27 protein-coding genes and 1 riboswitch are annotated in these 24,526 nt (G+C 36.6%); of the genes, 21 read left to right on the forward strand and 6 right to left on the reverse strand.

Annotation, left to right across the window (positions count from 1 at the left end; translation table 11 throughout):
- Positions 1-726: 726 nt before the first annotated feature.
- A complete protein-coding gene (locus tag BN2144_RS08865; RefSeq protein ID WP_033827912.1) occupies positions 727-1,953 on the forward strand; it encodes a tetratricopeptide repeat protein in 1,227 nt (408 codons plus the stop codon).
- Positions 1,950-2,081 (forward strand): hypothetical protein, encoded by a 132-nt coding sequence (locus tag BN2144_RS20615; protein ID WP_268258028.1) that lies wholly within the window; start codon positions 1,950-1,952, stop codon positions 2,079-2,081. The genes BN2144_RS08865 and BN2144_RS20615 overlap by 4 nt, the downstream gene beginning before the upstream one ends.
- Before the next feature lie 132 nt (positions 2,082-2,213).
- Here the strand turns inward: BN2144_RS20615 and BN2144_RS08870 are convergent, their stop codons facing one another.
- Together BN2144_RS08870 and BN2144_RS08875 are read right to left on the reverse strand one after the other, a co-directional pair.
- Positions 2,214-3,170: an EamA family transporter gene (locus BN2144_RS08870; protein WP_033827913.1), complete on the reverse strand. Its 957-nt coding sequence runs from the start codon at positions 3,168-3,170 to the stop codon at positions 2,214-2,216.
- A gap of 436 nt (positions 3,171-3,606) precedes the next feature.
- A complete protein-coding gene (locus tag BN2144_RS08875; RefSeq protein WP_033827914.1) occupies positions 3,607-3,891 on the reverse strand; it encodes a GNAT family N-acetyltransferase in 285 nt (94 codons plus the stop codon).
- A 590-nt stretch (positions 3,892-4,481) separates the two neighbouring features.
- A riboswitch (cobalamin riboswitch) is annotated at positions 4,482-4,664 on the forward strand.
- A 129-nt stretch (positions 4,665-4,793) separates the two neighbouring features.
- Between BN2144_RS08875 and BN2144_RS08880 the strand changes: the two genes are divergently transcribed.
- The 19 genes from BN2144_RS08880 to BN2144_RS08970 all read left to right on the forward strand — a co-directional run bounded on the left by BN2144_RS08880 (position 4,794) and on the right by BN2144_RS08970 (position 20,718).
- Complete coding sequence (locus BN2144_RS08880; protein ID WP_033827915.1) at positions 4,794-5,783, forward strand: ABC transporter substrate-binding protein; 990 nt, start codon at positions 4,794-4,796, stop codon at positions 5,781-5,783.
- Positions 5,746-6,807, forward strand: a complete 1,062-nt coding sequence (locus BN2144_RS08885; RefSeq protein ID WP_033827916.1) for a FecCD family ABC transporter permease — start codon at positions 5,746-5,748, stop codon at positions 6,805-6,807. Before BN2144_RS08880 ends, BN2144_RS08885 begins: the two co-directional genes overlap by 38 nt.
- Positions 6,804-8,273: an adenosylcobinamide amidohydrolase gene (locus BN2144_RS08890; RefSeq protein ID WP_033827966.1), complete on the forward strand. Its 1,470-nt coding sequence runs from the start codon at positions 6,804-6,806 to the stop codon at positions 8,271-8,273. The genes BN2144_RS08885 and BN2144_RS08890 overlap by 4 nt, the downstream gene beginning before the upstream one ends.
- Positions 8,270-9,253, forward strand: a complete 984-nt coding sequence (cbiB, locus tag BN2144_RS08895; RefSeq protein WP_033827917.1) for an adenosylcobinamide-phosphate synthase CbiB — start codon at positions 8,270-8,272, stop codon at positions 9,251-9,253. Before BN2144_RS08890 ends, cbiB begins: the two co-directional genes overlap by 4 nt.
- Positions 9,210-10,295 carry a threonine-phosphate decarboxylase CobD gene (cobD, locus tag BN2144_RS08900; RefSeq protein WP_033827918.1) on the forward strand — a complete coding sequence of 362 codons (1,086 nt, stop codon included), beginning with the start codon at positions 9,210-9,212 and terminating at the stop codon, positions 10,293-10,295. Before cbiB ends, cobD begins: the two co-directional genes overlap by 44 nt.
- Positions 10,265-10,846, forward strand: a complete 582-nt coding sequence (locus BN2144_RS08905) for a bifunctional adenosylcobinamide kinase/adenosylcobinamide-phosphate guanylyltransferase (protein WP_033827919.1) — start codon at positions 10,265-10,267, stop codon at positions 10,844-10,846. Before cobD ends, BN2144_RS08905 begins: the two co-directional genes overlap by 31 nt.
- On the forward strand, positions 10,843-11,709 hold the full coding sequence (locus BN2144_RS08910; protein ID WP_075047820.1) for a cobyric acid synthase: 867 nt from the start codon (positions 10,843-10,845) through the stop codon (positions 11,707-11,709). The genes BN2144_RS08905 and BN2144_RS08910 overlap by 4 nt, the downstream gene beginning before the upstream one ends.
- The gene (cobS, locus tag BN2144_RS08915; RefSeq protein WP_033827920.1) at positions 11,696-12,487 is read left to right on the forward strand and encodes an adenosylcobinamide-GDP ribazoletransferase; all 792 of its coding nucleotides are present in this window, start codon (positions 11,696-11,698) and stop codon (positions 12,485-12,487) included. The genes BN2144_RS08910 and cobS overlap by 14 nt, the downstream gene beginning before the upstream one ends.
- Complete coding sequence (locus BN2144_RS08920) at positions 12,445-13,074, forward strand: histidine phosphatase family protein (RefSeq protein ID WP_033827921.1); 630 nt, start codon at positions 12,445-12,447, stop codon at positions 13,072-13,074. Before cobS ends, BN2144_RS08920 begins: the two co-directional genes overlap by 43 nt.
- A complete protein-coding gene (locus tag BN2144_RS08925) occupies positions 13,071-13,460 on the forward strand; it encodes a bifunctional adenosylcobinamide kinase/adenosylcobinamide-phosphate guanylyltransferase (RefSeq protein ID WP_050632270.1) in 390 nt (129 codons plus the stop codon). The genes BN2144_RS08920 and BN2144_RS08925 overlap by 4 nt, the downstream gene beginning before the upstream one ends.
- Positions 13,461-13,475: 15 nt before the next feature.
- Positions 13,476-13,955: an ECF transporter S component gene (locus tag BN2144_RS08930; protein WP_033827922.1), complete on the forward strand. Its 480-nt coding sequence runs from the start codon at positions 13,476-13,478 to the stop codon at positions 13,953-13,955.
- 11 nt (positions 13,956-13,966) lie between these two features.
- The gene (locus tag BN2144_RS08935) at positions 13,967-14,680 is read left to right on the forward strand and encodes a hypothetical protein (protein WP_033827923.1); all 714 of its coding nucleotides are present in this window, start codon (positions 13,967-13,969) and stop codon (positions 14,678-14,680) included.
- A 21-nt stretch (positions 14,681-14,701) separates the two neighbouring features.
- A complete protein-coding gene (locus BN2144_RS08940; protein ID WP_033827924.1) occupies positions 14,702-15,325 on the forward strand; it encodes a histidine phosphatase family protein in 624 nt (207 codons plus the stop codon).
- A 200-nt stretch (positions 15,326-15,525) separates the two neighbouring features.
- Positions 15,526-15,762: an indolepyruvate ferredoxin oxidoreductase subunit alpha gene (locus tag BN2144_RS08945; RefSeq protein WP_033827925.1), complete on the forward strand. Its 237-nt coding sequence runs from the start codon at positions 15,526-15,528 to the stop codon at positions 15,760-15,762.
- A 223-nt stretch (positions 15,763-15,985) separates the two neighbouring features.
- Positions 15,986-16,969 carry a ring-cleaving dioxygenase gene (locus BN2144_RS08950; RefSeq protein ID WP_033827926.1) on the forward strand — a complete coding sequence of 328 codons (984 nt, stop codon included), beginning with the start codon at positions 15,986-15,988 and terminating at the stop codon, positions 16,967-16,969.
- 577 nt (positions 16,970-17,546) lie between these two features.
- Positions 17,547-18,332: an amino acid ABC transporter substrate-binding protein gene (locus BN2144_RS08955; protein WP_033827927.1), complete on the forward strand. Its 786-nt coding sequence runs from the start codon at positions 17,547-17,549 to the stop codon at positions 18,330-18,332.
- A gap of 133 nt (positions 18,333-18,465) precedes the next feature.
- Positions 18,466-19,125, forward strand: a complete 660-nt coding sequence (locus tag BN2144_RS08960; protein ID WP_033827928.1) for an amino acid ABC transporter permease — start codon at positions 18,466-18,468, stop codon at positions 19,123-19,125.
- Between the two features lie 14 nt (positions 19,126-19,139).
- Positions 19,140-19,877, forward strand: a complete 738-nt coding sequence (locus tag BN2144_RS08965; RefSeq protein WP_033827929.1) for an amino acid ABC transporter ATP-binding protein — start codon at positions 19,140-19,142, stop codon at positions 19,875-19,877.
- 391 nt (positions 19,878-20,268) lie between these two features.
- Positions 20,269-20,718 carry a YwnF family protein gene (locus BN2144_RS08970; RefSeq protein WP_033827930.1) on the forward strand — a complete coding sequence of 150 codons (450 nt, stop codon included), beginning with the start codon at positions 20,269-20,271 and terminating at the stop codon, positions 20,716-20,718.
- A gap of 74 nt (positions 20,719-20,792) precedes the next feature.
- Here BN2144_RS08970 and BN2144_RS08975 read toward each other — a convergent pair whose 3' ends face one another.
- The 4 genes from BN2144_RS08975 to BN2144_RS08995 all read right to left on the reverse strand — a co-directional run bounded on the left by BN2144_RS08975 (position 20,793) and on the right by BN2144_RS08995 (position 24,446).
- On the reverse strand, positions 20,793-21,050 hold the full coding sequence (locus BN2144_RS08975) for a DUF1450 domain-containing protein (RefSeq protein ID WP_050632271.1): 258 nt from the start codon (positions 21,048-21,050) through the stop codon (positions 20,793-20,795).
- Positions 21,051-21,660: 610 nt separating this feature from the next.
- Positions 21,661-22,773 carry an AI-2E family transporter gene (locus tag BN2144_RS08980; RefSeq protein WP_033827931.1) on the reverse strand — a complete coding sequence of 371 codons (1,113 nt, stop codon included), beginning with the start codon at positions 22,771-22,773 and terminating at the stop codon, positions 21,661-21,663.
- 1,005 nt (positions 22,774-23,778) lie between these two features.
- Positions 23,779-24,117 carry a spore coat protein gene (locus BN2144_RS08990; protein ID WP_033827933.1) on the reverse strand — a complete coding sequence of 113 codons (339 nt, stop codon included), beginning with the start codon at positions 24,115-24,117 and terminating at the stop codon, positions 23,779-23,781.
- A gap of 41 nt (positions 24,118-24,158) precedes the next feature.
- Positions 24,159-24,446 carry a hypothetical protein gene (locus tag BN2144_RS08995; RefSeq protein ID WP_033827934.1) on the reverse strand — a complete coding sequence of 96 codons (288 nt, stop codon included), beginning with the start codon at positions 24,444-24,446 and terminating at the stop codon, positions 24,159-24,161.
- Positions 24,447-24,526: the final 80 nt, after the last annotated feature.

Here is a 24,526-nt window from a genome sequence, read left to right on the forward strand (position 1 = left end):
TTTACCACTTACACTGTCACTGTTTGTTGAAGAAACAGTTGCCCGTGGGTACCATGTATTTTTTGATTGTCCAGAATACAATGAATAGGTGTGTGATACAGTATATGAATAATAATCTATGGTTCCCGATTTAGTAGGTGAACCATCCCCCGGAGTAAAATTCCAACGGTACGTGCCATTACCTCCTCCAAATGAAAGTTTAAAATTTCCACTCCAAGAACTTGCTTTTTTGCTTACAGTTGTTGGAGATATACCGATTGTAGTAGGATAAGCGTAGGGTACAATCTCTCCATTAATATCTGATATTGGTGCTGCATCTGCACTACCTATATTTCCAAAACCTACATAAATACCGCAAGCCAGTAAAGTTGATAAAATGATTTTTTGACTTTCAAGACTATATTCCTCCTATTTTAATTTAATTTCGATACTAGTATCTAATATAACTATAGCTAAATTATAATTAACTGTAAATTTTGTAATTTACATAATTTTTTAGAGATTAACAGGTAAATATAGGGTTCACTTGTGTAAGTTTTGGATTTAATAGGAAGTCAAATTTAATAAAAATAATTAAGATAATTGTCCTTTTGATATAATCTGTAAATTAGTTATAGATGTAAAATTTAGCTAGAGGTACGGTGACTTTTATGTCTAATATTGGAAGACTAGTAAAATTAAAACGGTTGGAAAAAATATGAAACAAGAAGAACTTTCTCAAGGAATTTGTCCCCCTCTTATCTAAGTCGAATTGAAAATAATCAAGTTAGAGCGGATGATGAAATATATAATCTATTATTTAATAAGTTAGGAATCAATTATAAACAGATACGTCAAAAAAATAGTTTAGTTGAGTCTCGAATTGAAAATTGGTATAAAGATTTATTAGAAATGAACGAGGAAAGTGAAGATATTGAGGAATTAAAGGAGTTTGCCCCACTTGCTGGGGAGGACTCCTATATTAAATTTCAAATCGTATATTGCCGATATCTTCTTATAAAAAACGATATGGACGAGGCGCACAAGCTGATTCATATGCTTAGGCAAGTTATTCCCTGCGAGACAAGTCGAAATTTCTTTCTATACGTGAATGTCTCACTGTTATATTATATTAAGGTGAATGATGATGCGAAGGCAATTGAAACTGGAGAAATGCTATTAAAACAACATGGTTATGATTATTTAAGTGGAAAATTAGAGTTAGGTATTTTTTATTACAATTTATCTCTAAGTTACAAAAACTTATACGACTATGAAACTTCCTGCTCCTATGTGAAACGGGCACTTACCATATTTAAAGATGAGTATCATTTGGAAAGGGCATTAGCTTGTCATATTATTCTTGGCACTTGCTATAATAATCTAGGTAAGTTTCAAGAATCAATAGAAACCTATCAATTAGCTGAACGGATATTAGATTTTTTGCCGAAAGAGAACCGGAAGAAGTATCGTTTTGTTATTCATAATAATTTAGGAAACTGTTTTGAATTTCAAGGGAAGTATTTGGAGGCAATTAATTACTATTTAAAAGCAATGAATGATTTAACGTTTGAAGATCCAAACACTACTTTTCTAAATTTAATACGGTGTTATTATACGTTAGGGGATTTTTCAAATGCAAAAAAATGGTTAGATAAAGCCTTATCAAATGATGTTAGTCTGATTCCTGAAAAGCTTCACTTACAATATAAGGTCTTTAATACAATAATGGATGATAATCTCACAGTAGAATGTATGATGGACATACAAAAGTTGAGTATAAACTACTTTTTGTCCATTAATGATGGAATGCTTACCATTTATTACTCTAATTTATTCGCTTCATTATATGAAACGAACAACCTTTATAAACAAGCAAATGCAATGTATAAGCTCGCGTTACAAATACGCAATGAACAAGCTATCAGGAGAGAATGGGGATTGAACAATTTAAAAGGAGGGGATGGAGATTGAAAAAGCTACTAATTGTAACTATTTTTACTTTGTTTTGCATCATACATTTTGAAACTGATTTTCAAGTTGCAACAGACGTGGATGTCGGTCCAATGAATGATTACCCTAGTGAGATAGGAAAAATATGAGATGTGGGAATAAAACATTTTCAAATGACAAAAAACCATCGGATATCGATGGTTTTTTATTTTTGTTGGTGGGCGTCATGTGCTCGCAACGACACAACTAACTGATTTGTTTCGATAGATTTATAACTGTTTTTACTGTTGTTCGTAGTATGATTCACTATGGAGAGTTTTTTGACCTTGCTTTGGTACTGGCTTTTTCCCAAAAGCTAGTAATAAAATCATTCCGATAATACACGCGGTGCCGAGCCATTGAAAGGAACCAAACGATATTTTTAGCCAAAAGACGGTTGTTAATACAGCTGCTAAAGGTTCGAGGCTACCAAGTAAACTTGTTTCTTTCGGAGCTAAGCAATGTAGACTTTCAATATAAAACCAAAACGCAAGCATTGTACCGAATATGATTACAAAAAAGATATAAATAAGCGCTTCAAAAGTAATAGAAGAGTTGTCAATTTGCCAAGGTGGGTGAATAAAACTAAGTGCCAAGCCACCAATAATCATTGCCCAACCTACAATGACAAGAGAATCAAATTGTTTTAAGAGCGGAATTGCATATATTGTATAAAAAGCAAGTGCGATACCAGATAAAATCCCCCATATGATTGCAGGAATTGGAACAGAGAGGTAAACGACCGAACCATTTGTTAATAATAAGAAACTTCCAATTAGTGCGAGTAAAACTGTAATCAAGTCTTGCCGAGTAAACACGGCTTGTCTACGCATAACGGTATAAAAAATAATCATAACAGGCGCTAAATATTGTAATAAAGTTGCAACCGCAGCATTTCCGTGATTAATAGAAGCCATGTACGTATACTGAACGGCCAGCATGCCGACTAATCCAAATATAACAAGTTGCAGTGCAGTATGTTTATTTTTCCAAACATCAACAATTTGCTTACGTTTGTTTTTAAAAGACTGAATAAAGAGTAATGCGACTCCTGCAATGAGTAGGCGTGTTGTGACTAGCCAATCAACTGCGATTCCATATTGTTGAAATAATTTTTGAGCGACCGTGCCACCAATTCCCCAAAAAATTGCCCCCAAAATGACGAGAGAAAATCCCAATTTCCGTGAAGATTTATTCATGAAAGCCGTCCTTCCTTTAAACGTTAGTACTATTATCATAATCTATAACGATATAATTTTCTATTCTTGAATTCGAAAGTTGAGAGGTAAGCGTGATTGTGGTGTGGGTTTAGTTAATCAAAAGCAAAATGACTTTCTATCTTTAAATTACGATACGTTGGGAGGGGGGAGTCGTGATTGTGAAGTAATTTGCATGTCAGAGTGAAAATGTTTTTAATCAAATTTTTTTCCGGATTAGTCGTGCCTTTATAAGTGGAAAAAGGGCCACCATCGCAGCCCGAAACTTGCTCAATAACTAGGGTCATTATGATTTGAAATTACTGGAAATATCCTCCGACGTAAGCCCATCTAACTTAACGAGTCAATAACTCATGACTAGATGTCACGAGGGTTCTCAACTTATTTCAAAAGAAAACTAATGTCGCTATTGCAGTACTTACTCAACAATTAGATTTCTATACTGCTCATTACTTTCGAGTACTTTTCGTGCATAGGAGCATTCAGGTATAATTTGCAGTTCGTTCTCTATTGCATAAAGAGCGACTTTATTAACAAGCTGCTTCCCAAGTCCCTTACCGTTATGTCCTTCATTAACGATTGTATGAGTAATTGTAATTAACTTTTGACCACCACGCTCGGATGGTTCATATTCAATTGTAGCAATAACTTCCCCATTGTCTTCCAAGAAAAATTGATTTGAACCTGATTTAATTTCTGCCATCGTTAGCCTCCTTGATTTTTTATAAAAGTGTGATGCTTTCATTATTATAACAAAAATTGGCAATTCGGAAAAAGATGTGAATCTAATATGTTACATTTTCAAAGATAATAGAAGCACAAAATCCGGTTGAAATGTCTTAGACAAGGGTTCTCAAGGACAAAGTGCACGCAAAAACCGGTGAAACTGTCCTAGACAAGGGTTCTCAAGGACAAAGTGCACGCAAAAATCAGTGAAACTGTCCTAGATAAGGGTTCTCAAGGACAAAGTGCACGCAAAAACCGGTGAAACTGTCCTAGACAAGGGTTCTCAAGGACAAAACGAGCACAAAAACCGATGAAACTGTCCAATAGAGGTGGTGTAATGGACAAATTGAGCGTGAAACTTGGAGGAATTGTCCAATAGAATCTGCTACAATGACAAACCCCGCAAACTTTACTTAAAAACAGGAGCAATCTCAACGAGCGAAATACCGCTACCTACAACCGCTTCACGACAATATTTGCTAGTTTATGAGGAAAATCGGCCGGATAGGTCAATGCTCACTTGACTAGCTAGACTAGAATGTTATAATTCTCGCATAAGGAAAATTTCATACATAAGAAAGATTAGGTGTCTTAATCACAAGACTTAATAGGGAAGTTGGTGCAAATCCAACGCGGTCCCGCCACTGTAAATGGGAGCTCTCTTATATCAAGCCACTTTTCAATTGAAGGGGAAGGCATGGGAGAGTAATGATCATGAGCCAGGAGACCTGCCTATTCTTTTACACCAGTAGGACCTACGAGGATAGGGAGGTGTGCGAGTCAGAGAAAAGAACGGTCGTCTGTGATAGCATCCCCTTACATAAGCGGGATGCTTTTTTGGTGTAGTTGAAAAATTTCCAAACAAGAAAAAAGGAGAGAATGAGATTGAAAAAAAGATACATATCCATTTTATTTGCACTCTTAATGACCATTGGTGTTCTTACAGGATGTGCAGCAAATGATGGAGCAGATAAGAATAATAACGAAACACAAACAGAACAAGCGGAGAAAACAAACGAACAAACTGAATCAGCTTTTCCGATAACCTTGAAAGATGCGACCGCTAAAGAGGTCACTATTAAGGAAAAACCAGAGAAAATTGTTTCAGTTATACCAAGTAATACAGAGATTGCCTTTGCCCTAGGAATTGGTGATGAAATTGTTGGTGTGTCCGATAATGATAACTATCCAAAAGAAGTGGCCGATAAGGAAAAGGTTGGGGGAATGGAACTAAATATCGAAAAGATTATTTCTCTAAAACCCGATCTCATTTTAGCGCATGAATCAGGAATGGGTTCATTCGATGCTGGTTTAAACCAGTTACGTGATGCAGGTATTACCGTTCTTGTTGTAAATGATGCGACGAATTTTGAGGAAACTTATGAATCTATTGGGATGATTGCCGAAGCAACTGGTACGAAAGAAGAAGCTGAAAAAATCATATCAGATATGAAAGATAAGATTAAAGTGATTGAAGAAAAAGCAGCGTCTATTAAAGATGTGAAGAAAGTATTTATGGAAATTTCCCCAGAACCAGAAATTTATGCAGCTGGAAAAAATACATTCATGGATGAAATTTTGAAAATCATTAATGCAAAAAATGCAGTGACAGAAGAAGGTTGGCCAAAGATGGATCAAGAGGCTATTATATCAACGAATCCAGATGTCATTCTTACTACATACGGAGACTATACAGATGATCCAATCGGGCATGTTCTAAGCCGTAAAGGTTGGGAAAAAGTAGGTGCGATAAAGAACAAACAAGTGGTAGATGTAAATCCTGATTTAGTCACTCGACCAGGTCCACGTCTTGTTGAAGGGGTAGAGGAAGTTGCAAAAGCAGTTTACCCAGACATTTTTGGCGAATAAACGAATAGCCTATGTAGCTGCCTCAGCTTTCCTCATTGTGGCGATACTTGTAGGAATTTCAATCGGTACTGTAATGGTACCGATTGTTGACATTGTCAAAGTAATAACAGCAGGAATCTTTCATAAGGAACCGAATGTAGACCCAATGTTTGTTTCGATTGTCTGGAATATTCGACTTCCACGGGTACTACTTGCAGGGTTCGTCGGTGCGTCTCTCGCCATTGCCGGGGCAGCGTTTCAAGGACTGCTACGAAACCCCTTGGCTGACCCTTACACACTCGGCGTTTCATCAGGCGCTTCAGTCGGTGCGGTACTTACCATTTTTCTTAATCTCTCCATCCCGTTCTTTGGTGCATTTACTTTACCATTTTTAAGTATCGTATTTGCGCTTATTACTATTTTTATTGTTTTAATTTTCGCAAAAAAGATTGACCGCGCGATGAAAGTTGAAACGATTATATTAACTGGAATTATTTTTAGTTCGTTTTTAGGTGCATTTATTTCCCTCATGATTGCCTTAACGGGTGAAGAACTTCGGCAAATAGTTGGTTGGTTACTTGGCAGTGTGTCGATGCGTGGATGGGACTACTTGAAAATTATGCTTCCGTTCTTTTTACTCGGCTCATTGCTATTAATTTTGAATGGGAAAGAATTAAATGCGATGTCCTTTGGTGAGGAGCGAGCGAAACATTTAGGTGTGAATGTTAAGTTACGGAAATTACTTGTATTAATTGCCGGCTCCATTTTAACAGGTGCTGCAGTTGCGGTATCGGGGACCATTGGTTTTGTCGGATTAGTCATTCCACATTTAACACGATTGTTATGGGGACCAGATCACCGGCATTTATTACCGTTATCGATTTTGACAGGAAGTGGCTTCTTAATTTTAGCTGATTTAGTTGCGAGAACAATCATTTCACCAACAGAATTACCGATTGGTGTTATTACCGCTTTAATTGGGGCGCCGGTGTTTGCTGGATTATTAATGAGAAGTAAAAGGAAAGCAGGGAGAACATGGCAATAATTGAAGTAGAAACGATTTCCGGTGGTTATCATAGCGAGCCTGTCATAAAGGATGTCTCCTTTTCGGTTGAGAAAGGTACCTTTTTCGGAATTCTTGGTCCAAATGGGAGTGGAAAGACAACACTTTTAAAAATGATTAGTGGTGTATTACCTTTACAAGCTGGACATCTCTCTGTGAAAAATAAGCCAATCCATGCTTATTCAGCGAAAGAGCTTGCTAAAGTGATCGCTGTTTTATCCCAACATTCGTCACAAGCATTTTCTTATACAGTAAAAGAAACTGTTTCTCTCGGTCGTTATGCACACCAACGAGATTTTTTTCAGTTCTGGTCGGATAAAGATGAAGCCATTTGTCAAGAAGTCATGAGATGGACTGGTGTTGATCGCTTCCAACATGATTCCATTGAATTTTTATCAGGTGGGGAAAAACAGCGAGTCTTTCTAGCTCAAGCACTCGCACAACAACCGGAAATTTTGCTCTTAGATGAACCAACGAATCATTTGGATTTATCTTACCAAAAAGAACTATTAGACTTATTGAAAAATTGGACGAAGGAAAAAGGGTTAACGGTAATCTCCATTTTTCATGATATTAATTTAGCAGGACTTTACTGTGATAACATTCTTCTACTAGAAAATGGAAAAGTGATTCAAAATGCTTCACCGAAAGAAGTTTTAAAAGAGAAAACGATTCAACAGGTATACAAAACAAAAATTGAAATGCATCAACATCCTAAAGTACCCGCTCCGTTAATGGTGTTACTGCCGAGTGAAACTCAGACGGATGGGTTAAATGAAATTACAGAAAAAAATATACGAATACATGATGAGTTAATTGTGCTTCACTCGCCTATGATGTTAAGAACGATGTCATCCGGTGTACTTGGTTCAGGTCTCGGGTGGCATGATACATTTATTAATCGTCATGTAGATAAAAACTACGATTGTAGAAACTACCGTGAAGATATGACGAGATTTGTAAAGGAAAAAGGTTTCAATCCATTGAATACAGTTGGTATGATGACTGCCGTAAAACTAAGGGACGCAGTATATAAGTGTTATGAGATGGATGCGTTCTCTTTATTTATTGTCGTCACAGCAGGTGTTGGAAATGCAGTAGATGTATCGAAAAGTATCCAACATGATTCAAATTTGAAACCAGGAACGATTAATATTTGGGTATTTATTAACGGGAAGTTATCAGAGGAAGCGTTTATTCAATCGATTATGACTGCAACGGAAGCGAAAGTGAAAGCGTTAAGTGAATTACAAATTGTTGATAAAGAAACTGACACAATGGCAACTGGAACATCAACGGACAGTTTACTAATTGCTGCAACACAAAAGGGTAAGTTTCATGAATTTGCGGGAACAATCACTCCCCTCGGAAAATTAATCGGAACGGGTGTTTATGAATGTACAATAGAAGCCATTAAAAACGGAATAAAAAGGAGAATCAACGAATGATTATCAGTCACCTAATAGCAATGACACTTGCTTTTTTGATTGATCGTATCGTTGGTGATCCTCCTACTTGGCCCCATCCGGTAAGATGGATTGGCTCTCTCATTTCAAAATTAGAAAAAATACTGAATAAAGGGAATGGACGTAAAATAAAGGGCTTCATCATGGTAAGCATTGTCTTAATTATTGTCTTTTCCATGACATTATTCGTAACCTTTCTCGGTTATTACATCCATCAATGGGTAGGAATTACAATAGAAGCCTTACTCATTTCCACAACCATTGCCCAAAAAAGCTTACAAGATGCTGCATTAGAAGTGTATCGCCCACTTGCACAAGGCAAGCTGGAAGAAGCGCGGTTAAAGTTGTCTTATATCGTTGGGAGAGATACAGACGAGTTAGAGGAAAGGGAAATAACGCGAGGTGTTGTCGAGACCGTCGCAGAAAATACAAGTGATGGGGTGACGGCACCGCTGTTTTGGACGATGCTTGGTGGTGCTCCTCTTGCTTTTATTTATCGAGTAGTAAATACATGTGACTCGATGGTTGGCTATAAAAATGAACGTTACGAAGAGTTTGGTTATCCCTCGGCAAAATTAGATGATCTTCTAAACTGGATTCCTAGTCGGTTGACCGGATTCTTTATGATCCTTGTCAATCCATCCTATGTTTGGGGAAAATCGCAAACATGGCATTTTTTACTACGGGATGCAAAAAAACACCCAAGCCCAAATAGTGGATGGTGTGAAGCGGCAGTAGCAGCTCTTCTTGGTGTTCAGCTTGGAGGAAGAAATACATATAAAGGTGTCGCATCAAACCGGGCGTTAATGGGGGAAGCAACTCGACCACTCCATTTCTCTGATATATTAAAAACAAATCGCATCTTACGGCGAACATCTGTTGCGTTTCTATTATTCCTTTTGATAGGAGGTGCTTTTATTGAAATGGCCATCACATGGATCGAATCCACATTATTTATATGAAGCAATAGGGATGGAAAAGCCTGAGATTGTATATGATTTTAGTGCAAATATTAATCCGCTTGGGCCACCAGCGAACTTAAGAGAAAACTGGAATGCGTTATTTTCGACGATCCAACAATATCCGGACCCTGACGCCACTTCGTTAAAGGAAAAAATTGTGGAACAAGGAGGTATAGGGCCAGATCAACTACTCATTGGTAATGGTGGTGCGGAAATCATCGCCTTAATTGGTCATTGGCTTCGAGGAAAACGGGTGATGATTGTGGAACCAACGTTTTCCGAATATGAACAAGCATGTCGCACAAATCACTGTGAAGTTACCTATTTTTATATGAAGGAAACGGGAGAAATGGATGTTACTCAATTGATTGCGCAGCTTCCAAATAAGGATGCCCTGTTTTTATGTAATCCGAATAACCCTACGGGGACATGTTTAGAAAAACAGGTGATTGAAGAAATTTTGACTGCGTGTGAGCAGTACAATTGTTATTTTATGATTGATGAAGCTTTTTATGATTTTGTTACCGGCTATGAATCACTCGTTCCATTGCTTAAGCGCTTCCCAAATTTAATCCTCATTCGTTCCATGACGAAAATGTTTGCCATACCAGGATTGCGATTAGGCTATACACTCGCAAATCGTTCCGTCATTAAAAGTCTAGCAAACTTGCAAGCGCATTGGAGTGTGAATCGTATTGCAATTTGTGCAGGTGAACTCGTTTTGCACGAAGAAGGATTTATTGAACGGACGAGGAAGCTAGTGGATAGCGAACGGGAGAGACTATTTCAATTTTACCGTGAAAATGATTTTGAAGTATCTCCTTCAAAAGTAAATTTCTATTTATTACGAGATAGAACCCTTCAAGATCAATGGCCACTTTTTCAATTTTTATTAAAAGAAGGTATCGTCCCAAGACATACATTTAACTTTCCAGGATTAAAAGGGCGTTGGTTACGGTTTGCAATTAGAAGTGAACATGAAAATACATATGTAATCGAGGCGATGCGAAAATGGCGAGTCAGTTACCCATTATCTTTGTAACTGGTGGGGTTCGTAGTGGGAAAAGTGGTTACGCTGAAGAATTAGCCGAAAAGTGGTGGATCACAGAACCTAAAGGAAAACTACATTATATTGCGACAATGCAGGTAACAGATTCGGAACTGGAAACAAGAATTTCCCACCACCAATTAGGTCGAAAAGAAAGTGGACTTCCATGGTATACATGGGAAAAGCCCACATCTATTGGTGAGCTCGCAAATCACTTTAGTAAAAATGATACAGTTCTTCTCGATTGTTTAACAACGTGGCTAAATAATGAATTACTTGTTTCAGGTGCTTGGCAAAATGGGGAATTTCGTGCGGATTTATTGAATAAAATGTGGTGTGAGCTCCAATCCATTGCCTCTCATGTTAACAAACTCATCATTGTTAGTAATGAAGTACTAAGCGAACCGATTGCAACTAATGAACTCGTCCTCTTTTATTGCGAGCTACTTGGCAAGCTACATCAACAAATCGTTCGATATGCTTCCCAAGCGATTTTAGTTGAAGTAGGAATTCCAGTCTACATGAAAGGGAGGGAAGGAATATGAAAGGTGTTATGATTCAAGGGACAGCTTCCAATGTTGGAAAAAGTTTAATAGCAACAGCCTTATGTCGGCTATTTGCTGATGAAGGGTTAAAAACAGCTCCTTTTAAATCGCAAAATATGTCAAATTATACTTATATAACGGAGGAAGGACTAGAAATAAGTCGGGCACAGGGCCTTCAAGCAGAAGCAGCACGAACAAAGCCTACTGTGTGGATGAATCCGATTCTATTAAAGCCAAGTTCAGATCAACATTCAGAAATCGTATTACTTGGAAAAGGAAAAAAGACGTTATCTGGGAAAGCTTATCGGGAGCAATTTTATGAAAAAGGAATCGACATAATAAAGCAATCAATTCAGGAACTTTCTAAAACGTATGATGTATTGGTTATGGAAGGTGCTGGGAGTCCAGTAGAAATGAATTTAAAGACTCGTGAACTTGTGAATATGAAAGTTGCGGAACTGGCGGATGTTCCTGTCTTTTTGGTTTCTGACATAGATCGTGGCGGTGTATTTGCAAGTATTATCGGAACCCTTGAATTACTACCAGAAAATGAGCGGAAACGAGTAAAGGGAATTATTATTAATAAATTTCGAGGTGATCTTGATTTATTTACTGATGGATTGAATTGGCTCGAAAACCGTACGGGTATTCCTGTTCTTGGTGTTTTACCGTACATAAAAAATCATAGGATTGATGGTGAGGACTCTCTTTCTAATCAGTTGTCTGTTGAAGAAAAGGCACAGACTCACTTCAATCAAGATGAACATTATGCTAGCCTTGCAAAAGTAGTCAGGGGCTATTTAGATTGGGACAAAGTAAAGAAAATTGTCTTTGAATGGGGAAACAGTGATGAAAACTATTAAAGGACTCATTCTCTGTATTCAGTTTTTTACTAGTATCCCCGTTCCATATGAAGTACCTATGGATAAAACCTACATTGAACGAGCGATTCGAATGTTTCCAATGCTGGGTCTGTTACAAGGAATGATTTATACACTCATTACTTATTTATTAGTAGAGTGGTCACCTCTTTCAACATTGGCTATTTCATTTATCATCTGGTTGGTCTGGATTCTAGTTACTGGCGGATTACATCTTGATGGCTGGATGGATGTAAGTGATGCGTATTTTTCTTATCGTGATCCGAAAAGACGGCTAGACATAATGAAAGATTCCCGAGTTGGTGCTTTCGGTGTTTTATCTGTCATGATTTTATTAAGTGCTCGGTTTCTTTTTATTTTCGAGACGATTGATCGGATGACACCTATTGTTTATTTATTCATATTTATCATCCCTTTTTTCGGTAAAATCATTGTCGGTATGCTAATTGTCACTGTAAAATCAGCAAAATCATCTGGACTTGGTGTTATGTTTCAAGAAGCAGCAACGAAGGGGACGCTCTTTACTTATCCGGTTTATCTCGTCTTCTTATTTTTGATTAGTTACTTCATATGGCCTCATTCATTTTTTATGCTCATTGTCTTTTTATTTTTCACAGGTATTTACATCGCTATCATTCGAAAAAAGATTGTTTCATGGTTTGGTGGGATGACTGGAGATGTTCTTGGTGCATCAATAGAGGGAGGAGAAACGCTATTATGGATGATTCTGTGGTTATTGCCTTATTTCGTCACGGATTAACAGCATTGAATAAACAAAAAGCATATATCGGTTGGACCGATGCCCCGATTTCTGAAGAAGAGAAAGAACGGTTAGCGAATCAAGCTTATTATGGCTTCCCATATGATTTCATCATTTCAAGTGATTTAACGCGTTGTTTGCAGACAGCGGAGATTTTGTTTCCGTGGAAAAAAGTGTACAAAATGAATCAATTTCGTGAACTACATTTTGGCGAGTGGGAAGGAAAAACATATGAACAACTGAAAAATGATACGAATTATATAGAGTGGTTACATGCACCTTTTGAAGTAACACCACCTGGGGGTGAAAATTTTCAAATGTTTAACAACCGAGTCGATGAAGGATGGAAACAAATAGTGGAAATGATTGAAAGGAATCGAGTAAAGAAAGTAGCCATTGTTACCCATGAAGGCGTGATTCGCGATTTACTGTTGAAATATGCCAACAGTCATAAGCAATTTTGGGAATGGCATGTTCCCCATGGCACTGGATTTGAACTTATATGGAATTGTCAAACGGCTTTTAGGAGGGGTGAGCGATGCACTTTGTTACGGGAGGTGCCTTTAACGGCAAATCAGCATGGGTGAAGGAAACCTTCTCTTTGAATGAAGAAAATTGTAAATGGTTTTCTGGTTATAAAAATCACCCACTACCCGAAAGATTTGCGGATAAAAATTGTTACGTAGTTGTTAGTGGGATAGAACAATATATAAAAACATGGCTGCAAAAGGAAGATGAGCAGACGATTTATAAGAAGTGGCAACAAAAGTTAACAACATGGGGGCAAATGGGAAAGGAAGGATGGAACATAATCATTATTGGTTCGGATATTACAAAAGGAATTGTTCCGATTGACCGAGGTGAAAGGTTATGGCGTGATGTCACAGGGCGTATCTATCAACAAACAACAGCGGCCTGTGAACGAGTCGATATCATTTGGTACGGAATAAATATGAACGTGAAAAATTTTTAGGAGGCAAGGATAAAGATGAAAGTAAAGAAACTAAGTTTGTTAGCTATTTTTATTTCTTTATCTGTTGTCGGGGCGATGATTAAAGTACCTGCACCAATCTCGAGTGTTGCTTTAGATCTCTTGCCTGCATTAGTTGGCGTTGTAGTACTAGGAAGAAATGCTGGTTCTCTTGTTGCATGCCTTGGTCATCTTCTATCCGCCTTATTCGGTGGTATGCCACTCGGACCATTCCATATGTTAATCGCGTTTGAGATGGCTCTTCTTGTGTATGGATTTGGTTATATTTATCAAAAGGGGAAACGAATATTGGCTGCAATCTTTTTAGTGATTGGAAACACATTTGTTGCGAGTTTACCTTTCCTTTTTATCATCGGAATTGGATTTTATGTCGGAATGATTCCATCTTTATTCATCGGTTCAGTGATTAATGCAGCCTTAGCTATTATTCTCGCACCAAGTGTAGAAACATATTTCGTAAAACGATTACATATATAGGGAGTGGAAGAATGAGAAGAGATATAACCGAGATTGCTATCAATGAACAACGTACACTTGTAATTGCCGCCGATAATAGTGGTGGAATTGGTATGAAAAATCAAGACCACGTATTCACCCCGTATGATGTTGTTGCCTATTATGGATTTCGTGTTGCAATCATGGAATGTATGGCAGCACGAGCTAAACCAATAAGTGTTGTCGTACATAATTTTTGTGGAGAGGATGCATGGCCAGCGCTTGTACAAGGCGTAAAAAGAGGTTTATGTGAGTTAAGATATGATCATGTTCCTATTACGGGAAGTACAGAGAGTAATTTTGCGCTAAGTCAGTCTGCTTTAGGGATGATTGTGATTGGCGAAAAAACAGTAGAAAGGAAAGAGGAACCAATTTTACTAGACAAATATCGAATGGCAGTTGTTGGTTCTCCGCTAGTCGGAAATGAAGTGTTGAATCGACGGGAGGACATATTACCTCTTTCACTTTTTCAAGAATTGTGCGAAATACCGGATACAATCATTTTACCAGTCGGTTCAAAAGGAATCATTCATGAGGTGTCTGTAATGCTAGGAAAACAAGTAGATGTGAGTGAAATCTCTTGTGATGTCGATGTTACTACTTCTTCCGGCCCGGCAACTTGTTGTTTACTAGCGTATTTACCTGAAATGGAATCGATGTTAAAAGAAAAATGTGCTCAAGTTTACCATCCTCTATTATTTGTTTGAAATAGAAGACAGGAGATGTCAATGGTACGTTTGTATATTGTTAGACACGGTGAGACCGAATGGAATCAAGAAGGTCGGATGCAAGGAAGTTTTGATTCGAAACTAACAGAAAAAGGGAAAAGATACGCTAGACTACTAAGTGAACGACTCAAACCGATTTCTTTTTCGAAAATGATTTGTAGTCCGAGCAAAAGAGCTGTCGATACGGCGAAGATTCTTAATAGTGATTGTAATGGGAAAATAATGTTAGATGAGCGAATTGTAGAAATGAAAATGGGACGTTGGCAAGGAATGACTGAGGAAGAAATACAACTTCAATTCTATGAAGATTACAAAAAGTATATTGATCAACCGGAACTTTATCGAAATGATGATGGAGAGACGTTTCAAGATGTGCTTGCTCGTGTGAAAGGTTTTTTAATGGATATACAAAGCGAGCCAGACGATGGAAATATTTTAATTGTAACACACGGTTCGTTTATTCAAATTTTATTAATTTTGTTAAAAGGGAAACGTTTAACGGAGGTGTGGACGGAACCGATTGTTGAAGGGACGAGTTTGACACGCATCGATATCTATCAAAAGAAAATACATATGATATGTATAGGAGATATGAGTCATGTAAGAATATGTGATAAAAAATAGTTTAGAACCGCAAAAGATTGCAATATGAGGAAAAATAGTAATTTGAAAAATTGACTTTTTTTGAATTAAGAATTACATTGAATATATAGGTAAAATATGGTTTTTAATTATTGGAACGTTTAGTACCTTAATATAAGGGGAACAAAACAATTTCTATTGATCAAAATGTAACTACTATGATAGATTTGGGGGGAGTTTTAGTGGCTTTTGTAATTACTGCACCATGTAAAGATGAACTTGCAGCAGAATGTGTTGATGTATGCCCAGTTGATTGTATAGAAAAAGGGGAAGATCAATACTATATTGATCCAGCCATTTGTATTGATTGTGGTGCTTGCCAAGCAGTGTGTCCAGTCGAGGCAATCTATTATGAAGAAGATTTAAGACCGGATGAACAACCGTATTTTGAAAAAGCAAAAGAATTTTTCAGTAAGTAACAAAAAATGATGGATTGGAAAGTAGTAGTGGCAAATCACTGCTACTTTTTTATTAGGAAGAAATTAGGCTACTTGTAATAAGCATCATACGAATACGACTTAGTTTTCGCCGAATGACAATGAAACTCTAAAAGGTGTATTCACTTGCCAAAATGAACAGAAATATGATATATTTATCTCGAATTAAAAATAAATTAATTTGAGATAGTTGGAGGATGAAACTGTGAACAAATTAAAAGGAATTCACCATGTGACTGCAATTACGAGTAGTGCTGAAAAAATATATGAGTTTTTCACATATACATTGGGCGTACGATTAGTTAAAAAAACTGTGAACCAAGATGATATTCAAACATACCATTTATTTTTTGCTGATGATAAAGGGAGCCCGGGAACGGATATGACGTTTTTTGACTTTCCAGGCATTCCTAAAGGGAAACATGGAACAAACGAAATTTATAAAACATCATTCCGCGTGCCAACTGATGCGGCATTAGCTTACTGGGAAAAACGATTCAACCGACTTAATGTGAAACACACAGGCATTCAAGAGCAATTTGGCAAAAAGACACTTTCGTTTACTGATTTTGATGAACAACAATATCAACTAATATCAGATGAGAGAAATAGTGGTGTTCCATCGGGTAGCCCGTGGAAAAAAGGACCAATACCAGATGAGTTTGCAATATCTGGCCTTGGTCCAATTGTTGTTCGCGTGTCGTATTTTGATTATTTTAAACAAGTATCAGAACAAGTGCTTGGATTTATCGAAATAGACAAAGAAGGTTCCTTACATGTTTTTGAAATGGGTGATGGAGGAAATGGTGCCGAAGTTTGGGTAGAACATAATACGGTTCTTCCTCCTAGTAGACAAGGTTATGGCACCATACATCATGCTGCATTCCGAGTCAATAACCGGGAAGAGTTGGAAGCATGGGATAAGGCAATTAGAAGCTTCCGTATTGGCACATCTGGTTATGTGGAACGATATTACTTCGGTTCATTATATACCCGCGTCTCACCGGACATCTTATTTGAACTTGCAACAGATGGACCAGGGTTTATGGGAGATGAGCCGTATGAAACATTAGGCGAAAAACTATCACTACCACCATACTTTGAAGAACAGCGCAAAGAAATAGAAGGCTTAGTACGACATTTTGATACGGTCAGAAGTACGAAACAATTTGAAAAAGAATATGAGTAAAATAAGCTAGCCCTAGAGTCATTCTAGGGTTTATTTTGTGAATAGGAAAGTATGAATTTTCCGATTTCAACTTGATGCTGTCCAGAAAGTCGTATTTTAATTTATAGATCCCCTTTTCTTGTTTCAAAACCTTGATATATCGATATTCTTAATTATCACATTTTTAAGGATATCCACTTTTCAGACAGTCCCAGGCTCTAGAAGCATTACATGAAAGCCGAAAAACTCACATTTTTTCGGCAACTACGGCTCTTGTTTTGCCTGTCTTGAATTTTCTTTATTTACCTTTTTCACCGACATTGTGAACCTACTCAGCATTTTTTATACTCGCCTTTTTATCCCAATATTGGTGTTGTCTGTTTGTCTCACTCTTTTTAAAGAGAGTAGGGGGCTTCTTGTGAAGAAGATAAATTATAAACTACGACAAATACGATAAATCCTTTAGCTCGCTAATTAAATGAAATTATTGTTGACACTACCGAAGACTGATGATAATATAAGTTTATCAAATTATCAATTTAGTTTGTTAAAGGGTTAAATCACTAATATAATAAAACTTAAATGGGAGAGGTAAGTTATGAAACGGTTAGTGAAAATCATATTCTTTGCATTAGTTGCATCATTATTAGCGGCTTGTTCCTCAGAATCATCGGCAGGGGAAAAAGGAAAAAGTGATGACAAATTAATTATCGGGATTGATGACGCTTTTGCACCATTAGGATTCCGTGATGAAAGTAATGAAATTGTCGGTTTTGATATTGATTTAGCAAGAGCAACAGGCAAAAAAATGGGAAAAGAAGTTGTTTTCCAACCAATTGATTGGAGTTCAAAAGAATCAGAGTTAAACAGTGGCCGAATTGATTTAATTTGGAATGGTTACACAGTGACTGATGAAAGAAAGGAAAAAGTACTTTTTACAAAACCTTATTTAGCGAATGCTCAAGTCATTGTTACATTAAAAGATTCCGACATTGAAAAACTAGACCAGCTTAAAGGAAAAACAGTCGGTCTTCAAGCTCAATCTTCAGCAAGTGATGCGTTAAATGCGGCACCAATTGCAGCTGAATTAAAAGATAAAACAGAATTTAAAGACAATGTGTTAGCTTTAACTGATTTGAAAAACGGTCGTGTGGATGCGGTCGTCATTGATGAGGTCGTCATTGATTATTATATGACAAAAGAACCAGAAACATATAAAGTTTTAGAAGAAACTCTTGCACCTGAAGAATATGCAGTAGGTGTGAAAAAAGGAAATGACGAATTACGAAACCAAGTTCAAAAAGCTTTAGATGAACTAGTAGCTAATGGTGAGGCTGCAAAAATTTCTGATAAATGGTTTGGGGAAAATAAAGTATTGGATTAAGGATCAGAAGTAGGCAATCAGTCGCTCGTACTGGTTGCTCTTCTTAATTTCTAAAGGAAAACAGAAATTTCTATCTTTTCGACACCGTTTCTTTTACAATAAAAGTATATATGTTAATTTTTAGGAGGATTATATGTCATTCGATTATATAAACTTAGTTTTGAAACCGATGCTTGAAGGAACAAAAGTTACCCTATTACTCTTCCTCATTGTTATCGTTTTTTCAATTCCTTTAGGGTTTTTATTAACTTTAGCTGTACGCAGTCGATTTAAGCCACTGTCATTAATCGTTCAAGCGTATATTTATATCATGAGGGGTACGCCATTACTATTGCAATTATTATTTATCGTATTTGGATTGCCTCTTTTACCAGGAATCGGTGAGTATCTCGTTCTTGATCGGTTTGTCGCAGCATGCCTCGGCTTCGTATTGAACTATGCAGCCTATTTTGCAGAAATATTCCGTGGCGGTTTACTTGCAATTGATAAAGGACAATACGAAGCAGCACAAGTTCTCGGGCTTAGTAGATGGCAGACGATGACCCGAATTATTGTTCCACAAATGTTTCGAGTTGCGCTCCCAACAGTTGCGAACGAATCTGTAACATTAGTAAAAGATACTGCTTTATTATATGCAGTTGCTGTTCCAGAACTACTTCACTATGCACAAACAGCAGTAAACCGCGACTTTACAATTGTTCCATTCTTTGTTGCGGGAGTTATTTATTTAATCATTACCTTGCTTGTAACGCTAATTTTAAAAAGGGTTGAAAAAAGATTTCAATTTGAATAAGAAAGAGTGATATTGTGGCATTTATCGAAGTATCTAATTTATATAAGTCATATGATGAAGTAGAAGTTTTAAAACAAATAAGTTTTTCAATAGATAAAAATGAAGTTGTCGCCATTATTGGGCCTTCAGGTTCAGGGAAGAGTACGCTGTTACGCAGTCTCGTTCACTTGGAGACGATTGATGGGGGAAACATATCGGTCGATGGTCGATTCTTTGTTAAGGACGGTAATTATGCAAGACCAAACGAAATCAAACAAATTACTGCGAAAATGGGAATGGTCTTCCAACATTTTTATTTATTTCCACACTTAACGGTGAAACAAAATTTGGAGTTGGCACCAAAGCTAGTAAAAAAGGAAACAGCGAAAAGTGTCGAACAGCGTAGTCGCGAGTTGTTGGAAAAGGTCGGGTTGGCGGACCGAGCAAATGCCTATCCTGCCAAATTATCGGGTGGTCAAAAGCAGCGGGTTGCAATTGCTAGGGCATTAATGATGAATCCAGATATTATGCTATTTGATGAACCTACTTCTGCACTTGACCCTGAACTCACTGGAGAGGTTTTGAAAGTAATGAAAGATTTAGCGGATGAACATATGACGATGGTTGTCGTCACTCACGAAATGGCATTCGCAAAAGAAGTAGCTGATCGTGTCATTTTTATGGCTGACGGTGAAATAATTGAATCGGGTACACCGAAACAACTGTTTGAAAACCCGAAAAATGCACGAACGATAACGTTTCTCGGTTTATAAAAATAATCGAGTCTACATGGAAAATGATAACGATATCAGTCAATGGGAAAATTCCTCATCAATAACCATATGTGTAAAATTTTTCTCGGGAGGAATTCAAGCAAATTTCTAGAAAAAAGGAGAGAAGGTCTCTACCACCTTTTTTGACAGTAACTGTGATTTATAGTATGATTAAAGTGAATATAATCATCCGGCAAGAAGAGGAGTAGCTTTTACAGCAAAGTCGTCAATCCAGAGAATCGTCTCTCGGCTTTGTTGGCAAAAACGATTGTTAGCGAGACCTTACCTCCATGTTTTTATACAGTGAAGGTAGGTCTTTTTATATCTTTTTAACATCTTTCTTGTTACAATTGAATACGTATAAAATAATAATATAATAAAAGGTGATTCTATGGACAACTTTTTACTGAATAGTTTTCCAGACAATATAAAAAAAGAATTAGAACAAATTCAGAAGCTAATTTTACCATTAGCAAAGAAAACTTCGAAATATATGTTTTGGACATTCCCTTTAATTGCCATTGCTGTTATTAACTTAATTTATCTTTTGTTTTTCACAACAGGTGGTGATGATTTTTATATCCCTATGATTATCTACGCAATAATTGGTGCTTTTGGTTTTGCTCTTTTGAAAGAGTCAAAGTTAAATAAAAAGGAAATTGAACAAATTGGTGTGCGATATATTGTTGATCGGATGAAGAAAAGTCGCTATGTGACAAACGAGCGGAAAAATCATTACATCCATCTTGTCAAAGAAAAACCGGTAATGGCGATGGAAAACTTTATTAAATTTTTACAAGAAGAGGATCGGCTAAAACGGTTAACGACAGATAATGATTAATAGAAAGAGAGACAGCGTAATGGAGATACTGTCTCTCTTTTAAGTAGAACAATATAATTAAGGGAAAAACTTCTTTATGAAGCGTTATCTTTTATCTTCTTCATTAAATCTTCTGGTGAATTTGCTTCAAGAAATGTTGAATTCATTAAAACGTAAGGGGAGCATGTACATTCATCACAATAACTTAAACAATCCATTTCTTTTACTTGAAGATCAAGTTCATCGACTAGATTCTCCAACATTTCAAACATCTCATCATCATAGTATTGATTTAAATTATTCGTACAAAATTCCAGTTTCATCTTCTTTTTCTTTTTAAAAAATAACCCCATCGCGAATTCCCCATTCGTTCAATTTTCCCTTATTATAGCTTTTCCGAATAAGAAAACCAACTGCCTTAAGGTGTGGAATTTTCTTTCGTGTCGCTGTTTCGAATGCTTATAAAAAAGCCAATCCAAACTATAAAGATATACTAGTACCTTTTCCTTCACGTATAGAAGGGAAGGAAATCTAAGAAGTTCGGATTATCCCATGAAATAAAGGACAATTCTTTTATATTCTCTTATGTTTAAGAGCAGCCTTCTGAGGAAGTAAAATGGCTTTAGCAATTGAAATTGGGCCGAACAATTTTGCTGCTTGTAATGATTCAGACGGGCATCTTTTTTAGTGGATGGCTACTTAAATCAATTAACCGTCTGTACAACAAGTTATATGGCAGTCCATCGTAATGGAGCAAGATTTAAAATCTGGGACAAGTCAAAGTAACAAGCTCCTTGGTTACAAAATAAGTGACTTCGATTATTCATCAAAATAATAATTAGGACTCGAGAATGAATTCCTTGTATTACTAGGAAAGTTAAAACGATTTCATTTCTACTTTCCTATACGTTAAGCTAAAAACTCATGTCCCGTCCCGACATGGATCGAGCCATGAGTTTTTCTTTATTCTATAACAGCTGTTTTCGGTTCTTTCCTATGTTTTCGATATAAGCGAACAAGACGGACAATATTTAAAATAAGTGTTTTCATTACAGCATATACGGGTACACCCAAGATCATTCCGAGAATACCTGCAATATTTCCTGCCACTAATAAAATAATGATAATTGTCGCTGGATGAGTATCTAGTTTTCTTCCAATAACTAGTGGCGAGATGACATTCCCTTCAAATTGTTGAGCGATCACTGCCACAACGACGACTAGTACGGCTGTCATTGGTGAAATAAACAATCCTACGATGAAAGCAGGTGCAGCTCCTAAAAACGGTCCGACATATGGAATAATATTTGTCACCGCAACCGCTAAACCTAAAAGTAAAGCATACGGTAAATCAATAATTAAATACCCGATGAATGATAACGTACCGACACATAAAGAGACAATAAGTTGTCCTTGAATATAGGTAGCTAATGTATTCGAAGTATCTTTTAAAATCACTCGACCCTCTTTACGATATGCACTTGGTAAAAACCGCAAAATCGCATTCGGTAACTTATGACCATCTTTTAATAAATAAAACAGTAAGAATGGCACCGTAACTATAACAAGAGTGACATTGGCAACCGCCCCAACTAAACCAGAAATACTATTTGTAATAGCAGTTGGTATATCTTGCAAGTAAGTCATTAATGTATTTTTTACTTGATCTAAATCGACATACTGTTGTGTTTGTATCCAGTGGAACGTATCAGATTGGGCAAAGTTGCTGACAATGACAGGAACTTGGTCAATATATTTTGGAATATTCGTAAACAATTCCCGAACTTGTTGAGTCAAAACAGGGACAATTAATGCGATAACGAGAACAACAAGTCCAATAAAGATGACATAAATTAGTAAGATTCCTAAAGTTCGTGGTATTTTTGCCTTCTCAAACAAGGATACAATCGGATTAAAAATAAAATAAAGGAAACCTGTTATAAGTAGTGGGAAAAACATCGTTGACAGAAAAATAACAATTGGGTTAAAAAGGAAAGAAAGTTTTGTGCATATGTAAATGATTCCCACAATTAGAAGAATTTCTAAAGTCCAAAAATGTAATTTAGATTTATACAACCGAACGACTCCTTCCGTTTATGTATAGTTTTATATTATAGAAAAATGTCAAAGATTTCTAGGGGGACATAGGGAAATGTGAAATTATTTTCCGGGGATGGAGTTTTATGCTTATTTCTACTCAAATATCAGATAGGAAATGTAGTGCTGTATGGTCATTACTTCTCAACACTAGATAGGATGCAAATTTTCCGAGGTCTGGAAAGTAAGTGGTCACGACTACATCATCGACAAATAGGAATTACGAAACAGTTTTCCAGTGGGAGGTGGCCTCGATTAAGTGAAGTGTCCAGAAGACCGGAAAAGTGCGTAACGAACGTGTCAATAGACCAGAATTTAAAAGAACTGGGCAAAAATGGTCCTATAGAACTCGTCTATGAACCCAAAAATAACGAAATTCCGCAAAAACGGTCCTATAGAACTCGTCTATGAACCCAAAAATAACGAAATTCCGCAAAAACGGTCCTATAGAACTCGTCTATGAACCCAAAAATAACGAAATTCCGCAAAAACAGTCACATAGAACTCGTCTATGAACCCAAAAATAACGAAATTCCGCAAAAACAGTCACATAGAACCCGTCTATGAACCCAAAAATAACGAACTCGTCTATGAACCCAAAAATAACGAAATTCCGCAAAAACAGTCACATAGAACTCGTCTATGAACCCAAAAATAACGAAATTCCGCAAAAACGGTCCTATAGAACTCGTCTATGAACCCAAAAATAACGAAATTCCGCAAAAATGGTCCTATAGAACTCGTCTATGAACCCAAAATTAACGGAATCCCGCAATATTTGTGGTGTAAAAACAACTTTAATGAACCTTAGAACTTTTTCAGTGACCTATCTAACGTGAACAAAACTGTCCTTGAGCAAAACCAAAAAATCCGGGGAAATGCCCGGATTATCTTAAATGTTTGATTTCGAAATCATTAATCATATCGTTACGATTCCTGTCAACAAGGAAATTACAGAATAATAAAATCTTTCCTCACAATCAATTATTGAACATTCGAATGATTATAAGGGAATTGATTACTGTAACCTTGGAATTGCTGATGGGATTGTTGTAATTTTTGCCCATCTGCAGCTTCAAAGCCGTACCAACCTTTGCTAAACATTATTTCGAATAATTCACGCTGACAGTTTTGTGTTTCATTAAATATGGCTAATACATCTTGATAAAGATCAGAATAGCTTGCTTCATTTAATGCTGTACTATAAGCAGAAGTCATATATTTTTCTGTTGCGAGCATATCATTAATAAAGTCACGGTCATTCATTTCTTTTGTCTTTTGAATTTTTACAGCAGGGTTTTGAATTTTATTTTGTTGATTCATCAATGGATCCTCCTAAATGTATGTTTGTTCAATATGTTCAATTAATGTTGTCCTTGCATCCCCATTTGTTGTGTATTTGAATTGTTTAAATGTGTTAAAATTCTTTGATAGTGTGCTTGATGCATTTGTCCAGCTTTGTTCAGTGCAGTTTTAATTTCTGGGTCTTGAACGTGATTGGCGAAGAAATGGGCTTTTTTCATTGCGAGTAAATTCCAAGAGAGCATATCGGTTAAATACAATGAATCTTTTACTGTCACAACTTTCGGTGGTTCAGGCATAATCTGCTGTTGATTTTGCCCGCCTGTTTGCATCATGTTTTGTTGATTCATTTAAATTCCTCCCAAAAAGAAATATAGTAATCACCTATATGTTGCCTAAAAAATAAATTCATATGTAAGAAACAACAGCT

Origin of the sequence: Bacillus andreraoultii, from assembly GCF_001244735.1 — a bacterium.
In the GTDB taxonomy this organism is placed as follows: domain Bacteria; phylum Bacillota; class Bacilli; order Bacillales; family Caldibacillaceae; genus Caldifermentibacillus; species Caldifermentibacillus andreraoultii.

Bases quoted from the DNA above. Each gene is read 5' to 3' on its own strand.
- BN2144_RS08870 (WP_033827913.1), bottom strand. From the start codon at position 3,170: ATGAATAAATCTTCACGGAAATTGGGATTTTCTCTCGTCATTTTGGGG.
- BN2144_RS08875 (WP_033827914.1), bottom strand. From the start codon at position 3,891: ATGGCAGAAATTAAATCAGGTTCAAATCAATTTTTCTTGGAAGACAAT.
- BN2144_RS08880 (WP_033827915.1), top strand. From the start codon at position 4,794: ATGAGATTGAAAAAAAGATACATATCCATTTTATTTGCACTCTTAATG.
- cbiB (WP_033827917.1), top strand. From the start codon at position 8,270: ATGATTATCAGTCACCTAATAGCAATGACACTTGCTTTTTTGATTGAT.
- BN2144_RS08905 (WP_033827919.1), top strand. From the start codon at position 10,265: ATGGCGAGTCAGTTACCCATTATCTTTGTAACTGGTGGGGTTCGTAGT.
- BN2144_RS08910 (WP_075047820.1), top strand. From the start codon at position 10,843: ATGAAAGGTGTTATGATTCAAGGGACAGCTTCCAATGTTGGAAAAAGT.
- cobS (WP_033827920.1), top strand. From the start codon at position 11,696: ATGAAAACTATTAAAGGACTCATTCTCTGTATTCAGTTTTTTACTAGT.
- BN2144_RS08920 (WP_033827921.1), top strand. From the start codon at position 12,445: ATGGATGATTCTGTGGTTATTGCCTTATTTCGTCACGGATTAACAGCA.
- BN2144_RS08930 (WP_033827922.1), top strand. From the start codon at position 13,476: ATGAAAGTAAAGAAACTAAGTTTGTTAGCTATTTTTATTTCTTTATCT.
- BN2144_RS08935 (WP_033827923.1), top strand. From the start codon at position 13,967: ATGAGAAGAGATATAACCGAGATTGCTATCAATGAACAACGTACACTT.
- BN2144_RS08940 (WP_033827924.1), top strand. From the start codon at position 14,702: ATGGTACGTTTGTATATTGTTAGACACGGTGAGACCGAATGGAATCAA.
- BN2144_RS08955 (WP_033827927.1), top strand. From the start codon at position 17,547: ATGAAACGGTTAGTGAAAATCATATTCTTTGCATTAGTTGCATCATTA.
- BN2144_RS08960 (WP_033827928.1), top strand. From the start codon at position 18,466: ATGTCATTCGATTATATAAACTTAGTTTTGAAACCGATGCTTGAAGGA.
- BN2144_RS08970 (WP_033827930.1), top strand. From the start codon at position 20,269: ATGGACAACTTTTTACTGAATAGTTTTCCAGACAATATAAAAAAAGAA.
- BN2144_RS08975 (WP_050632271.1), bottom strand. From the start codon at position 21,050: ATGGGGTTATTTTTTAAAAAGAAAAAGAAGATGAAACTGGAATTTTGT.
- BN2144_RS08990 (WP_033827933.1), bottom strand. From the start codon at position 24,117: ATGAATCAACAAAATAAAATTCAAAACCCTGCTGTAAAAATTCAAAAG.
- BN2144_RS08995 (WP_033827934.1), bottom strand. From the start codon at position 24,446: ATGAATCAACAAAACATGATGCAAACAGGCGGGCAAAATCAACAGCAG.